Genomic DNA, 13,335 nt, shown 5'->3' on the forward strand with positions numbered 1-13,335 from the left:
CGCTACCGCGTTTCGGCCACGGCACGGTTCGCTTTCGTGGCGGGGACAACCCCCGACTACCCGAGGCCCCGGAGCAGGTAACACCGATCGCCGGCCGGAAAAATCCGGCCGGCGATCGCGTGGTCGGCAGGTCAGCGCAGGCCGTTGCGCATCGCCACGCTCACCAGAAGGCCCGGGTCGTCGGTGATGATGCCGTCGACGCCCAGGTCGATGACCCGCTGCATCACGGTCGCGTCATCGACGGTGTACGGGATCACCTTCAGCTTGTCGCGCGTCTGAAGGGTCCGGACGTCCGGTCCGTGGAAGTATGCCGGGTTCTCCCGCAGGTACCAGTCGGCCGAGGCGACAGTGCCCTGCTTCGGGTCGTGCACCTGCCAGTTGGCGGAGACCGTGCCAGCGCCCGCGGCCCGGGTCAGCTTGCCGAGGTCCTGGTACTTCCACCAGTCCAGCCCACCGGTCCAGGGGCTCTTCACCGACGGGTTGCCGTAGACCGCCTCCAGCGAGCACTCGTCGGCGAGGGTCGCGCACTCGGCCGGGCCGTACTGCCAGACCAGGCCGACGGTGCCGATCCGCCCGTCGAGCTGACGGGCGTACGTGATGGTGCGCCAGTCGAACGACTGGATGGTGGCCCGGCTGGTGAAGCCGGCCCGCTGGATCGCGTCGACGAGCTTGCGGGTGAAGCTGCGGTACGGCTCGGTGTCGTTCACCACCGGGCTGATCTTCGTCTCGATGTTCATGCCGATGTCGGTGCGGCCACTCGCCTTCACCAGGGCGAAAACCTCGTCGAGGGTCGGGATCCGGGCACCGGGAGCCGGCACCTGGGCGGGCAGTTCGGGCAGCGTCTTCGTGCCGCAGTCCACGGTCTTGAGCTGTGCCACTGTCAACTCGTGCACCGGCTTGCCCACGTACGGGAACTTCGGGTCACCGCGGCGCACCGGCTTGGTGTCGACGCAGTGCGACCCGTTGACGGTGCGGTCGTGCAGCACCACGAGCTTTCCGTCGGCCGTCACGTTGGTGTCCAGCTCCAGCGTGGAGATGGCCCGGTTGGACAGCGCGTTCGCGAACGCCGGCAGGGTGTTCTCCGGCCGGGTGGCCCGACCGCCCCGGTGCGCCTGGATGTCGAACGGCGCGGCGTACGCCTTCGGCAGCCGGTAACCGCGCTGGGCCAGCACGCCCCGCAACCGGTCCGGGTAGTCGGTGATGAGACCGTCCACACCGTCGTCAATCAGCTTGGTCATGGTCGGCACGTCGTCGACCGTCCACGGGATCACCTTGATCCCGTAGCGGTGCGCCTGGGCGACCATCTCCTTCGTGACGTACGGCTGGTAGCCCGGGTCGGTGACAGTGCCGTTCTGCGGCATGCCGTGCACCGGCGAGAAGGCGCTGGCGCCGAAGCTGCGGATCGCCTCGATCGGATCGCCGCCGAAGTCGTCGATGTCCAGCCCGCCCAGCCACGGCGACGCGCCCGGCTGACCGGTCTGGAGGAAGTCGTAGTTGGTCAGCGCGACCAGCGGCAGCTTCGGCTCGACCTGACGCATGCGCATCAGCGCGCCCCAGTCGAAGCTCTGAATGGTGACCTGCTTGAGCAGCCCGGCGGCGCGGATCTCGCCCGCGGTGACCCGGACGAACTGTTCGCGGGGGGCGGTCTCGGTCGGCGCGCCGGCCTCGACCTTGGTCTCGACGTTGAGCGTCACGTCCTTGGCCCGGTAGCGGTTGACCAGCGCGAAGACCTCACGCAGCAGCGGCATCCGGGCACCGGGGACGGCGACCTGACCGGGCTTGTCCGACAGCGTCTTCGACCCGCAGTCGAGCGAACGCACCTGGGCCAGGCTGAGCGTGTTGATGTACTTCCCGACGTACGGGAACTCCGGGTCGCCGGGCGTCACCGGAGCGGTGTCGACGCACTTGGTGCCGGTGACCTTCCGGTCGTGGGTGACCACGGCCTGACCGTCCTCGGTGATCTGCACGTCCAGTTCGAGGGTGCTCACCCCGAGCTGGAGGGCGTTGCCGAAGGAGGCGAGGGTGTTCTCCACCCGCAGCCCGAGGCCGCCCCGGTGGGCCTGCACGTCGAATGTCCGGTCCGGTCGTGGCTTCGCCTGAGCGGGCACCGCGAGCCCGGTCGTCACTGTCGCGGCCACCAGCGCAGCGACGGCGGTACGGCGTACTGTGCGCACGCTGTCATCCCCTCCTGCCGGCGGGCATCTCCCACCGGTCGCGGGACAGCATGGACATCTCGGGCTGCGGGCAGGCGGCCAGCGGACGGCGTGACGGTGAACCGCCGTGGACGACCTCCCGGTCACGCCGGGTTTGGTCGGCCGATGGTCGGGCACGCAGTCAGTTCCACAGCTTCTGCGAGGTGATGGACGTGCGTGAGGACGACATGCGGCAGGACGCCGCCCGCGAGGCCGAGGATCGGATCGCCGGCGGTGTGTACGGCAAGGGCGCCCTCGACGAGGTGACGGTGCCCCGCACCGATGTGGAGAGTCAGATCCAGCGCGATGACCCGTTCGACCCGGCGAAGGAACGGATCGACCCACAGGTGCTGCGCGACGGTGGCCCCGTCGGTGGGCAGGGCGCGGTGACCACCACCGGTGGCACTGCCGGGCCGGCGAGCGTACGGCGGGTGGCCCGGCAACCGGAGCGACACCCGGGCACTGTCGCACCGACCACCACCGGCGATGCCACGACCGGCGGCCTGAGCACCCCGATGGGCGGCGGCACCAGCGACCAGTCAACGTCGGCGACCGCCCCAGCAAAGTCCATCAGAGACAAATCAACCGACTAACCCCACCGACCCACCGCCCCCCTTGGCGGCGTGATCATGAGGTTGACGTGGCTGTGGAAGATCACAGTCCACGTCAACCTCATGATCGACTCAGCGGGTTGGGGTTGGGCGGAGGACTCCTAGGCGTTGGGTGGCGCGGGTCAGGGCCACGTAGAGGTCGCTGCGTCCGCGGGGGGACTCGGCCACCATCCGGTCCGGGTCGACCACCAGCACCGAGTCGAACTCCAACCCCTTGGCCTGGGCGACTGTCAACACCACCACGCGGCTCTCCAGCTCCGGATGCTCGCCGACGGCAGCCTCCGGCAGGGCGGCGGTCACCGCCGCACCCAACTCACCCACCAGGCCGGCCGGCACGAGCACCCCGAGCCGCCCCTCGCTGAGCCCGGCCGCCTCCCGGGTGGCCTCGGCGACCAACTCCGCCGCCAACCGACCGTCGGGGACCGCCCGGTCCCACGGCGGTACGCCGCTCTTCCGCACCGAGCGCGGCGGACGCAGTGCCGGGTCGATCTCGGCCAGTACGTCGGCGGCGACCGCCATGATCTCGGCCGGAGTGCGGTAGCTGACCGTCAGCTCGGTGAGCCGCCACCGCTGCTCGACGTACGGGGCGAGGGCGTCCGCCCACGATGGCGTGCCGCTCAGCGCGCCGGTCTGTGCCACATCGCCGACGATCGTCATCGACCGGCTCGGGCAGCGGCGCATCAACAGCCGCCAGGCCATTGGGCTGAGTTCTTGAGCTTCGTCGATGATCACGTGGCCGAACGCCCAGGTGCGGTCGGCGGCGGCGCGCTGCGCGGTGGTCAGCCGGTCGGCCTCCTCCTGCCGCTCCAACAGTCGATCCGCGTCGATCAGGTCGGTCACGCCGAGGATCTCACCGCCCTCGGCCTCGTCCTCGACGTCGATCGAGCGGGAACCCTTGGCGATCTCGAGCACGCCCTCCGCGTACTCCCGTTCCATCATCCGGATGCGGTCCCGCCGGGCGGCGGCGGCGCGTTCGTCCTCGCCGAGCAGTTCGGCGGCCTCGTCCAGCAGCGGGACGTCGGCCGGCGTCCAGCCACCGCGCTCGCGGCGCAGCAGCGCCCGCTCGTCCTCGCTGAGCATCGGCGCGGCGGCGGCGATCCGGTCCGGGTCGGCGTACAGGTCGGCGAGCAGTTGCTGCGGGGTGAGCACCGGCCACAGCCGGTCCAGGGCGGCCTGGATCTCCGTCTCCTCGCGCAGCTCGCGCCGGATCTCGGCGCGGTCCGCCTCGTCGAGGAGGTTGTCCCCGCCGAGCGGGTCGGCGCCGATCCGCTCGGCCACCTGGTCGGCGAGCGCGTGCACGATCTCCACGTCGAACAGCGCGCGGGCCAGGTTGTGCGGTCGGTCGACGCGGCGGACCCGATCCCGGGCCGCGCGCACGATCTCCGGGTCGAGGGTCAGCGTCTCCCGCTCGACCTCGATTTCCAGCGGCTCGTCCGGCACCCACTGCCGATCCCGTACGGCCAGCGCCAACACCTCGGCCAGCACCGCCCGGCCCTTGAGCGCCGCGGTCTCGGCCGGCTCGGTCCGTTGGGCGCTCACCCCGGGAAAGAGATCACCCTGGGTACGCAGCAGCACGCCGGTCTCGGCCAGCGTCGGCAGCACCTGGGAGATGTAGCGCAGGAAGGTCGCGTTCGGGCCGACCAGCAGCACGCCACGGCTGGAGAGTTCCCGCCGGTGCGTGTAGAGCAGGTACGCCGCCCGGTGCAGCGCGACAGCGGTCTTGCCGGTGCCGGGGCCGCCCTGGACCACCATCACGCCCGGAAGTTCCGCGCGGATGACCTCGTCCTGCTCGGCCTGGATGGTCTCGACGATGTCGCGCATCCGGCCGGTACGGCCCGCGTTGAGCGCGGCGAGCAGCGACGCCTCACCGGTCAGCTCCTCGTGGGCGCCGGGGGAGGCGGTGTCGATGTCGAGCACCTCGTCGTTGAGCCCGGTCACCTTGCGCTGCCGGGTACGCAGGTGCCGGCGACGGCGTACGCCCTGCGGGTTCGCGGCGGTGGCGAGGTAGAACGGCCGGGCGGCGGGTGCCCGCCAGTCCATCAGCAGCGGATCGTAGTCACCACTGGTGTCGAAGATGCCGATCCGGCCGATGTAGCGGCGGGAGTCGTCGTCGCCGTCGAGACGGCCGAAGCAGAGCCCGTTCTCCACGGCGGAGAACTGTTCGACCTGATCGGCGTACATCGCTACCGAGCTGTCGCGCTGCGAGCGGTCCTGGAGGGTGCCGCCGGTGTTGTGCAGCTCGGCGGTGAGCCGGTGGGCGGCCTGCTGACGCAGTTGGTCCAGCCGGTTGTAGAGCATCGAGACGTACTCCTGCTCGCGACCGATCTCGTCGTCGAGCGGCAATTCGCCGGAACCGCCGGAGTGCCTTGACAAGCCGTCTCCCTAAAGATTAGAATCCTTTGCAGGAACGGCTTTTAGCCGTTCTTTTTTGTGCCTTCGAACTGTTGAAGATAGCGCGTTCCGCCGGTTCTCACCAAGCCGGGCGGTCCGGCGCGCCGGTGATCGCGAGGTGACGGCAGATGATCCTGCGGACCGGCCAACGGGTGGTCTTCATCGGGGACAGCATCACCGATTGTGGTCGACGTGACGTCGCCGCGCCCTACGGCAGCGGATATGTGAGTCTCGTGCGGGCCCTGGTCGACGCGCGGCACCCGGAGTTGGAGCTGGAATGGGTCAACCGGGGTGTGGGCGGCGACACGGTGCGGGACCTGGCCGCCCGCTGGGACGACGACGCCATCGCCGAGCGCCCCGACTGGCTCGCGGTGCTGATCGGCATCAACGACATCTGGCGGCACTACGGTGACCGGCCGGATGAGGCAGTCGGCATCGAGGAGTACGAGCGCACGCTGCGCGACCTGCTGCGTCGGGCGGTCGACGCGACCGGCTGCCGACTGATCCTCGGTGACCCGTTCTTCATCGAGCCCGACCGGAGCGTCCCGCAGCGCGCTGACACCGACCGGTACGCGGCGGTCATGGCGGGGCTGGCGACCGAGTTCGACGCGGTGCACGTGCCCAACCAGGCGGCGTTCGACCGGGTGCTGGCGGTGAGTCCGGCGACGCGTTGGGCCGACGACCGGGTCCACCCGTACCTGCCCGGCCACGCGGTCCTCGCCGACGCGTATCTCAGCGCCCTCGGCGTCTCCTGACCCGGGCTGACCCACAGCGAAGCGCCGGGCCGACCGTGAGGTCGACCCGGCGCGAACACCGCGGAGATCAGCCGCGCGCGGCCTCGTAGAGCCGCTCCGGAGTCACCGCTCCGGCGAGCACCCGGCCATCGTCGGTGAGCAGCACGCTGAACAGCTTGCTGGTGAGGAGCCGACCGCTGCCCCAGTCACCACTGACCGCCGGCAACCCGCCGAGCAGCTTCGACATGTCCAGGTCCGGCCCGGCTCCGGCCGGGGGAGTTGCCTGCTTCGGGGCGGGCTTCCGGTCGGCATCGGCCCCGTCGAGGCGGCCGACCAGCACTGTCGTCCAGCCGTCGCCCACAGCGCGGACCTGCGGGTCACCCGCCGGCTCGACGTGACCGGGCTTGCCCGTCGGGCGCTCGGCCTTCTCCTCGTCGACAGTCACGCCGGGCGGCGGGTTGAAGCGGAACTGGTCGGCGTCCGGGCGGCGGTAGTCGACCTGGGTGAAGGCCACCTCGAACGCCGGCCGGTCGCTGCCCTTCGCGAGCACCTCGAAGCGCAGCGGCACGTGCTGCTTGGCGTCGATGGCGATCCGCAGCTGGTGCACCAGGGAGGCCTGGTCGCGCGGCTGGAGCACCAACTCGTACGCGTCCTGTCCGGCGACGGTCGCCGACCGGCCCACGCTGACCTCGGTGCTCGGGTCGATCGCGTTCAACGCCAGGTCGGCGGCCTGCTGCGGGGTGGACGGCAGGCTCGCTGCCGGTTCCGGCGCGGGCTTCCAGGCTCCGGCGTCGCCGCCCAGCGTGCGGTGGGTGGCGGTGTTGCTGCGGCTCTGCCACGTCCACAGGTCCTGGCCGTTGCGGATGATGTCCTGCTCGCCCAGCGTGTCCATCAGCGCGACCCGCTGCTTGTCCGGCCCGGAATACCAGACGCGCAGGGTGTGGGTGCCGGTCAGCAGGGTGGTCAGCTCGTTGCCGGGAACCAGCCCGACGAGGGACGGCAGGCCGAGGTCGGCGCGTTGCACGACGGTCCCGGACAACCCCTCCAGCCGGGATGTCTGCAGGTCGACCAGGAGCTGAGCGGCGGTTCGGGGCGGCAGGCTCGGCTCGGCCTCGGCGGCGAACGTGCCGATCGCCGCGCCACCGCCGATGACGGCGACGGCCGCGGTGGCCGGAACCAGCCAGCGAAGGACGGGACGGCTTCTCAGGACGGACATGGTGGCACCTCCTGCGGCCATCTTGCCTCGTCCGTGCTGTGAACGCGCTGAGGACACCGAACCGCTCCGATTGACCCGGGTGGCACCCTTGAGCTGTGCGGGTGCTGGTGGTGGAGGACGAGGCCCGGTTGGCGGCTGCCCTGCAACGGGGTCTCCAGGCGGAGGGGTTCGCGGTGGACGTGGCGACGACCGGCCCGGCGGGCCTGGACGCGGCCCGGCACGGCGGGTACGACGCCATGATCCTCGACGTGATGCTGCCCGGCCTTTCCGGGTACGAGCTGGTCCGGCGGCTGCGCGCGGAACAGCACTGGCTTCCGGTGCTGATGCTCTCCGCCAAGGACGGCGAGTACGACCAGGCCGACGGCCTCGACTGCGGCGCCGACGACTACCTGACCAAACCCTTCTCGTACGTGGTGCTGCTGGCCCGGCTCCGGGCCCTGCTGCGTCGGGGCGCGCCGGAGCGCCCGACCGTCCTCGCCGTCGGTGACCTGCGGTTGGATCCGGCCCGCCGACGGGTGACCCGGGCGGACACCGAGGTGGCGCTGACCGCGCGGGAGTTCGCGTTGCTGGATTACCTGATGCGCCGGCCGGGCCAGGTCGTCTCCAAGGTCGAGTTGTTGGACCACGTCTGGGACGCCAGCCTGGAGACCGCGCCGAACGCCGTCGAGGTGTACGTCGGCTACCTGCGCCGCAAGCTCGGCCGGGACCGGCTGGAGACGGTCCGGGGTGCCGGCTACCGGCTGGCGACGTGACCGCCGAAGGCCCGGCCACCACCCGTCGGGTCAGGCCCGGCTGGATGCCGGTCCTCGGACTGCGCGGGCGACTCATGGCGATCGGTGTGGTCGGTCTCACCATCGGGCTGGCCGTGGGCGGGGTGGTGTTGCTCGGCGCGCTCGGCTTCGTGCTCCAGCGCACTGTCGACACCGAGGCGTTCCGCACCGCCGACGCGGTCGCCCTGCTCGCCGCCGAGGACGCGCTGCCCGACCCGCTGCCGGTGGCCGGCGGACAGGTCCGCGTGCAGGTCGTCGACGGGCAGGGACGGATCCGGGCGGCCTCGATCGACGCCGACCGTCTGGTGCCGATGGTCCGCCCGGAGCGGCTGAACCGCGACGGTCGGCAGCGGCTTGAGGTGCCGGCCGAGCGGGTCGGGCTCGTCGGCCCGGTCCGGGTGGTCGCCGTACCCGCCGGCACCGCGGCCGACCCGCTCACTGTGCTGGTCGCCCGCTCGATGGCCGACGTGCGGCACAGCACCCACGTGGTCCGGACCATCCTGCTGGTGGCGTTCCCGCTGCTGGTGGCCGTGCTGGCCGGGGTGGCGTGGCGGGTGGTGGGGGCGACCCTGCGGCCGGTCGAGGCGTTACGTCGAGGTGCCGAGGAGATCACCGGGAGGGCCGGCGCCGGCCGGCTGCCGGTGCCGGCGTCGGCCGACGAAATCCACCGTCTGGCGGTCACCCTCAACGGCATGCTGGGCCGGCTGGAGTCCGCCCGCGTCCGGCAGCGGGCCTTCGTCTCCGACGCCGCGCACGAGCTGCGCAGCCCGTTGACCAACATCCGGACGGAGCTGGAGGTGGCCCAGCACCTCGCCGACCGGACGGACTGGACGGCGGTGACGGCCAATCTGCTCGCCGACACCGAGCGGTTGAGCCGCCTGGTCGACGATCTCCTGCTGCTGGCCCGCCTGGACGAGACTCCGCCGACCCGGGGGACCGGCCCGGTGGAGCTGGGCGCGTTGCTGACCGAGGTTGCCGCCCGCTACCCGTCGCCGCCGGTGCGGGTGAAGCCGCCGACGGGCCCGCTCTGGACGATCGGCACGGTCGAGGAGTTGCGTCGCGTGCTGGCCAACCTGGTCGACAACGCGGTACGGCACGCGCACGGCAGCGTCGTGCTCGCGGCCGAGGCGACGTCGCTGGGCGAGGCGATGTCGATGGCCGGCGCGATGTCGACGGCCGGGGCGATGTCGACGGCGGGGGCGGGGCTCGGGCCGGGCGTCGGGGCGTACCACCTGGTGACGGTGACCGACGACGGCCCGGGGATCGCGGTGGCGGACCGGGAGCGGGTCTTCGACCGGTTCACCCGGCTGGATGACGGACGGGCCCGCGACGACGGGGGCGCTGGCCTGGGGCTGGCCATTGTCCGGGAGCTGGTCCGACGCGCGGGCGGCAGCATCACCCTGACCGACGCGCCGGAGCAGCGAGGCCTGCGGGTGTGCCTGCTGCTGCCAGCGTTGCCAGCCGAGGACGGCCAAAGGTAGACGGTCCGTGACTGCGTCCTTCCCCCAACCGCCCACCGATGCCCCTTTGCTCTGCACCCGCGGATGCGACAGCTACGCAACGTGATCATCGCCGACGCGTGTTGTAGCGGCAGTCGCGACGTTTCAGCTGCTCATCCCAAGTGGTGCGTATAGGTAAGCAGAGCAAAGCCTGGGCCGGAGTTGTGGGCGGGGCGTCGGGTGTGACGGCGTGTCACGGCGGGCCCGCCAACGGGTAGCCCACACTGAGTGAGGTCTGCGGGGCGTAGCTGGCGGGGCAGAGGCTGGCGGGTCAGCGGCGGCGGGTGCAGACCTGCTTGGAACGGGCCACGGTGTCGGTGGACCAGGCGACCGCGACGGTGAAGCAGAAGTCGTTCGTGCGGTTGAGCGCGTAGATGACGAAGCTGGTGGTGCCGGCGGGCAGCGTCGCGAAGATGTTGTGGGCCTGGCCGGTGCGACCGCCCGCGATGACCACCGGACCCTCGCCGCCAGCCGGGTAGGTCCAGTTCAGCGCGATGCTGTCCCGGGTGTCGCGCAGGGTCACCGCGCTGGGTGGAGTGCCGGGCGGGGCCGCGGCGGCAGCCGACGTGGGTGCCGTGCCGCCCGGGGCGGGCGCGGTGCTTGCCGGGGCGCCGGCCGTGGGGGAGGCGCTGGCCGGCGGCGGGGTCGGTTCGTCGTCGCCGTCGACCCGGGCCACCCCGGCGATCACCGCTGCCGCACCGAGGAGCACCACGACCACACCGGCCACCAGCACCGGTACCAGCCGGTTGCGCTGCTCCGGCGGCGCGCGGTGCACGGGCACCGGCAACAGCCGCGACGGCGTGTACGGCTCGACCTGCGCGTACGGGTCGGGCCGGGCGTACGGGTCGGACGGCGGGTTCTGGTCGGACGGCGGGTTCAGGGCGTGCGACCCGTACGGGTCGGCGGTGCGGTGCAGCCGGTACACCCCGGGCTGCTCCTCCGTGCCGCCGGCCAACCCGACCACCGACGGGGGCACCGACGGGTCGGTGGGGTGGGGCGAGGGGTCGTCCGCCGGTTCGGGCGACCACCTGCTGCCCATCGATCCGACCGCCTCGTCGGAGGGCAGCCGGGGGTTCGGCACCGCTCCGGCGTGGTGGGCCGCGGCTGCCTGCGAGTGGTAGCCGGATTCGGCTGGCCCGTCGTCGGGCGGTGGGACGCGGGCGGCCGGCACGACCGGAGTGTCCCGAGCTGTTGGCGGGTTGTCGGCGCAGGCGTGGTCGGGATTGGCCGCCGCCCGGGCCAGGGCCGCCACCTGGGTGGCCAGCGGGTCGTCGGCGGGCAGGTGCTGCCGGCACAGCTCGCGGGCGAGCGCCAGGTTGTCGTGTGCCTCGGCGAACTGCCCGCAGTCGCGCTGCATGGCTCCGAGCCGCGCCAGCATCTTGATGCCGCTGGGGTGGCCGTCGCCGTACACCTCGCGGTGCAACTCCCAGGCGTCCTGGAGGCGGTCGCGGGCCACAGTGCACTGGCCCCGCGCGTATTCGACGGTGGCCAGGTCGGCGTGCGCGGCGAGCACCCGCAGTGACTCCGGGCCGTCCTGTGCGGTCAGCTCGATGATGACTTCCTGGTAGAGCCGCGCCGCCCGGGAGTGGCTGCCGACCCGGTGCAGCACAGCGGCCAGAGTCGCCGCCGCAGCCACCGTGCGCGGGTCGGCGCGGCCGTGCAGGCGGGTGGTGGCCGCGTACGCGAAGGCGGCCCACCCCCGGGCCGAGTGCGGCTCGCCGAGGGCGATCAGCACCCGCGCCTGAAGGCTGGCCGCCTCGGCCAGCTCGGGCGTGGCGTTGGCCGGGCGGGGGTCGGCGTCGGTGAGCGCGTCGGACAGCAGTTGCTGTGCGCCGGCAAGATCGCCGGAGGACACGAGGTGGTGCGCCTGATCAGTCAGTTCACCGAAGCCGGAAGACACGCCCCATCGTGCTCATCCGACGACGGTAAGTACAAGACCCGCGCCGGTGTCGATTGGTCAGGATCCGGTCATATGCTCGGCCAGGGTCTCGCTGATCCGGCGTAGCTGATCGACCTGGGCGGGGCTCAACGCGTCGAACAGGTGTCGGCGTACCCCCTCGACATGGCCTGGTGCGGCGGCCGCGAGGGTGGCGAAACCCTCGTCGGTGAGCAGCGCGATCTGCCCGCGCCGGTCGGTGGGGCAGTCCTCGCGGCGCACCCAGCCGGCGGCCTCCAGCCGGGCCACGGCGTGCGAGAGCCGACTGCGGGACGACCCCGCGGCCTGCGCCAACTGGCTCATGCGCAGTTGACGACCGGGGGCCTCGGAGAGCTGGACCAGGATCTCGTAGTACGCGTGCGGCATGCCCGCGTCGCGTTGCAGCTCGCGGTCGAGAGTGTCCATCAGCACCCGGGAGGCGGTGAGGTACGCGCGCCAGGTGCGCTGCTCGTCGGGGTCCAACCAGCGGGTCATGACCGCCATCATACCCCCGATAGTTGAAGGCTCAACTAAATCGCGCTACTCTCGGGTCATGGGTATCCACCGGCTCAACCACGCGGTCCTCTACGTCAGTGACCTCGCCCGCAGCGTCGCGTTCTACAGCGACGTGCTGGGCTTCCGCCCGGTGGCGATGACCCCGGACGGCTTCCGGGGCGCCACCTTCCTCCAGGCCCCCGACTCCACCAACGACCACGACCTCGGGCTCTTCGAGATCGGCGCCGGCGCCGGTCGGTCCACCGCCGGTCGGTCCACCGTCGGCCTCTACCACCTCGCCTGGGAGGTGGACACGCTCGACGAGCTGGCCGCCACCGCCGAGCGGCTCGCCGCGGCCGGCGCACTGGCCGGCACCTCGGACCACGGCACGACGAAGAGCCTCTACGGCAAGGACCCGGACGGCCTGGAGTTCGAGGTGGTCTGGCTGATCCCGGCCGACCTGCTCGACGACACCGCTCTGGCCGCCCGCAAGCAGATCGGTCGGCTCGACCTGAACGCCGAGCGGCAGCGTTACGGCGGGCAGACCCGGGGCGGGGTGGGGATCTCCGTCCCGGTCTGACCGCTCGTAGGGTAGAACGGACCGATGCCGACCGACCGGACCACTGATTTCCTCCGCGAGCTGCTGGTCCGCCAGTTGACGACCTGGCTGCCCGCGGCCCTGCACCGCTCCCGGCGGGCCACCGTCGCGCTCGCCGGGGTCGACGCGGCAGCCGCCGAGGCCGCGCTCCGGTTGGTCGGCGGACACGGCGACCAGGTGCGCGGCCGGCAGGTGACGGTGCTGGTGCTGGCCGACGGCGCGCCGGAGCTGCCGACCCGGCTCGGCCCGATCGAGGCGGAGCTGCCCGCCGAGGTCACCGTGCACCTGCTGCCCGGCGACGCCTACCGGCTGCCGGTCGCGGTGAAGGCCGCCGGGGCGGCCGGCGCGCCGCTGTTCTCCTTCGTGGACCTGCCCGGCGCGGTGACGCCGAAGGTGCTCACCGCCGCAGCCAACGGCCGGACCGGTGAGCTGCTGCTGCACACCGGCGACAGCGCCCGAGACGTGCTCGCCTCCGCCGGCTTTCCCCTGGTCGCCGAGGTGGCGCCGGTGCTGCCCGACGGGGAGGCTGCCGGTGTTGTCGCGTTCGGCAGCCGCTCCGACCGGAGTCTGGAGGCGGTGCGCGACGCGCTCTGGGCGGTCGGCGCGCAGTTCGACGTACGCTTCCGCGACCCACTCGACCCGACCGGCACGACTGTCGACGTGGTTAACGACCCCGACCTCGAACCGCTGGCCCACGAGTTGCTGGCCGAGCTGCGGGCGGGCGGGCCACGGCAGGTCACCGAGCTACGCCGGCACACCCTCACCGCGACCGTCTACCGTGCCGCCGACGCCAACCGCGCCCTCACCACCCTGCTCGACGCCGGCGTGCTGAGCCGCGACCGCGAAACGGGCCGCCTCGCCGGCGACGAAACCCTCAGAGCAACCCCCTAACCCCGCCCCGCCCCTGCTCCCCC

11 protein-coding genes are annotated in these 13,335 nt (G+C 72.2%); 6 read left to right on the top strand and 5 right to left on the bottom strand.

Features of this window, described 5'->3' with window-relative positions; genetic code table 11:
- Positions 1–131 precede the first annotated feature (131 nt).
- The gene (locus AB0B68_RS27810; RefSeq protein WP_357263782.1) at positions 132–2,174 is read right to left on the bottom strand and encodes a glycerophosphodiester phosphodiesterase family protein; all 2,043 of its coding nucleotides are present in this window, start codon (positions 2,172–2,174) and stop codon (positions 132–134) included.
- 191 nt (positions 2,175–2,365) lie between these two features.
- On the opposite strand from AB0B68_RS27810, the gene AB0B68_RS27815 reads away from it, so the two are divergent.
- Positions 2,366–2,785: a hypothetical protein gene (locus tag AB0B68_RS27815; protein ID WP_357263785.1), complete on the top strand. Its 420-nt coding sequence runs from the start codon at positions 2,366–2,368 to the stop codon at positions 2,783–2,785.
- A 90-nt stretch (positions 2,786–2,875) separates the two neighbouring features.
- Here the strand turns inward: AB0B68_RS27815 and AB0B68_RS27820 are convergent, their stop codons facing one another.
- On the bottom strand, positions 2,876–5,176 hold the full coding sequence (locus AB0B68_RS27820; protein WP_357263788.1) for an ATP-binding domain-containing protein: 2,301 nt from the start codon (positions 5,174–5,176) through the stop codon (positions 2,876–2,878).
- Positions 5,177–5,322: 146 nt separating this feature from the next.
- On the opposite strand from AB0B68_RS27820, the gene AB0B68_RS27825 reads away from it, so the two are divergent.
- Entirely contained in the window at positions 5,323–5,949 is a 627-nt protein-coding gene (locus tag AB0B68_RS27825; RefSeq protein WP_357201494.1) for an SGNH/GDSL hydrolase family protein, read from the top strand.
- Between the two features lie 67 nt (positions 5,950–6,016).
- Here the strand turns inward: AB0B68_RS27825 and AB0B68_RS27830 are convergent, their stop codons facing one another.
- On the bottom strand, positions 6,017–7,144 hold the full coding sequence (locus AB0B68_RS27830) for a hypothetical protein (protein ID WP_357263791.1): 1,128 nt from the start codon (positions 7,142–7,144) through the stop codon (positions 6,017–6,019).
- A 95-nt stretch (positions 7,145–7,239) separates the two neighbouring features.
- Between AB0B68_RS27830 and AB0B68_RS27835 the strand changes: the two genes are divergently transcribed.
- On the top strand, positions 7,240–7,896 hold the full coding sequence (locus AB0B68_RS27835) for a response regulator transcription factor (protein WP_355007020.1): 657 nt from the start codon (positions 7,240–7,242) through the stop codon (positions 7,894–7,896).
- Between the two features lie 74 nt (positions 7,897–7,970).
- Positions 7,971–9,395: an ATP-binding protein gene (locus AB0B68_RS27840; protein ID WP_357201534.1), complete on the top strand. Its 1,425-nt coding sequence runs from the start codon at positions 7,971–7,973 to the stop codon at positions 9,393–9,395.
- A 289-nt stretch (positions 9,396–9,684) separates the two neighbouring features.
- On the opposite strand, the gene AB0B68_RS27845 is transcribed toward AB0B68_RS27840, so the two are convergent.
- Both AB0B68_RS27845 and AB0B68_RS27850 read right to left on the bottom strand, forming a co-directional pair.
- A complete protein-coding gene (locus AB0B68_RS27845) occupies positions 9,685–11,313 on the bottom strand; it encodes a tetratricopeptide repeat protein (RefSeq protein ID WP_357201488.1) in 1,629 nt (542 codons plus the stop codon).
- Between the two features lie 57 nt (positions 11,314–11,370).
- A complete protein-coding gene (locus tag AB0B68_RS27850) occupies positions 11,371–11,832 on the bottom strand; it encodes a MarR family transcriptional regulator (RefSeq protein WP_357201485.1) in 462 nt (153 codons plus the stop codon).
- A gap of 49 nt (positions 11,833–11,881) precedes the next feature.
- Here AB0B68_RS27850 and AB0B68_RS27855 point away from each other — a divergent pair, with 49 nt between their 5' ends.
- Together AB0B68_RS27855 and AB0B68_RS27860 are read left to right on the top strand one after the other, a co-directional pair.
- A complete protein-coding gene (locus AB0B68_RS27855; protein ID WP_357201482.1) occupies positions 11,882–12,403 on the top strand; it encodes a VOC family protein in 522 nt (173 codons plus the stop codon).
- A 24-nt stretch (positions 12,404–12,427) separates the two neighbouring features.
- On the top strand, positions 12,428–13,312 hold the full coding sequence (locus AB0B68_RS27860) for a hypothetical protein (RefSeq protein ID WP_357201479.1): 885 nt from the start codon (positions 12,428–12,430) through the stop codon (positions 13,310–13,312).
- The last annotated feature ends 23 nt before the right edge of the window (positions 13,313–13,335 follow it).

It is taken from the genome of Micromonospora sp. NPDC049049, from assembly GCF_040649115.1.
Lineage (GTDB): Bacteria > Actinomycetota > Actinomycetes > Mycobacteriales > Micromonosporaceae > Micromonospora.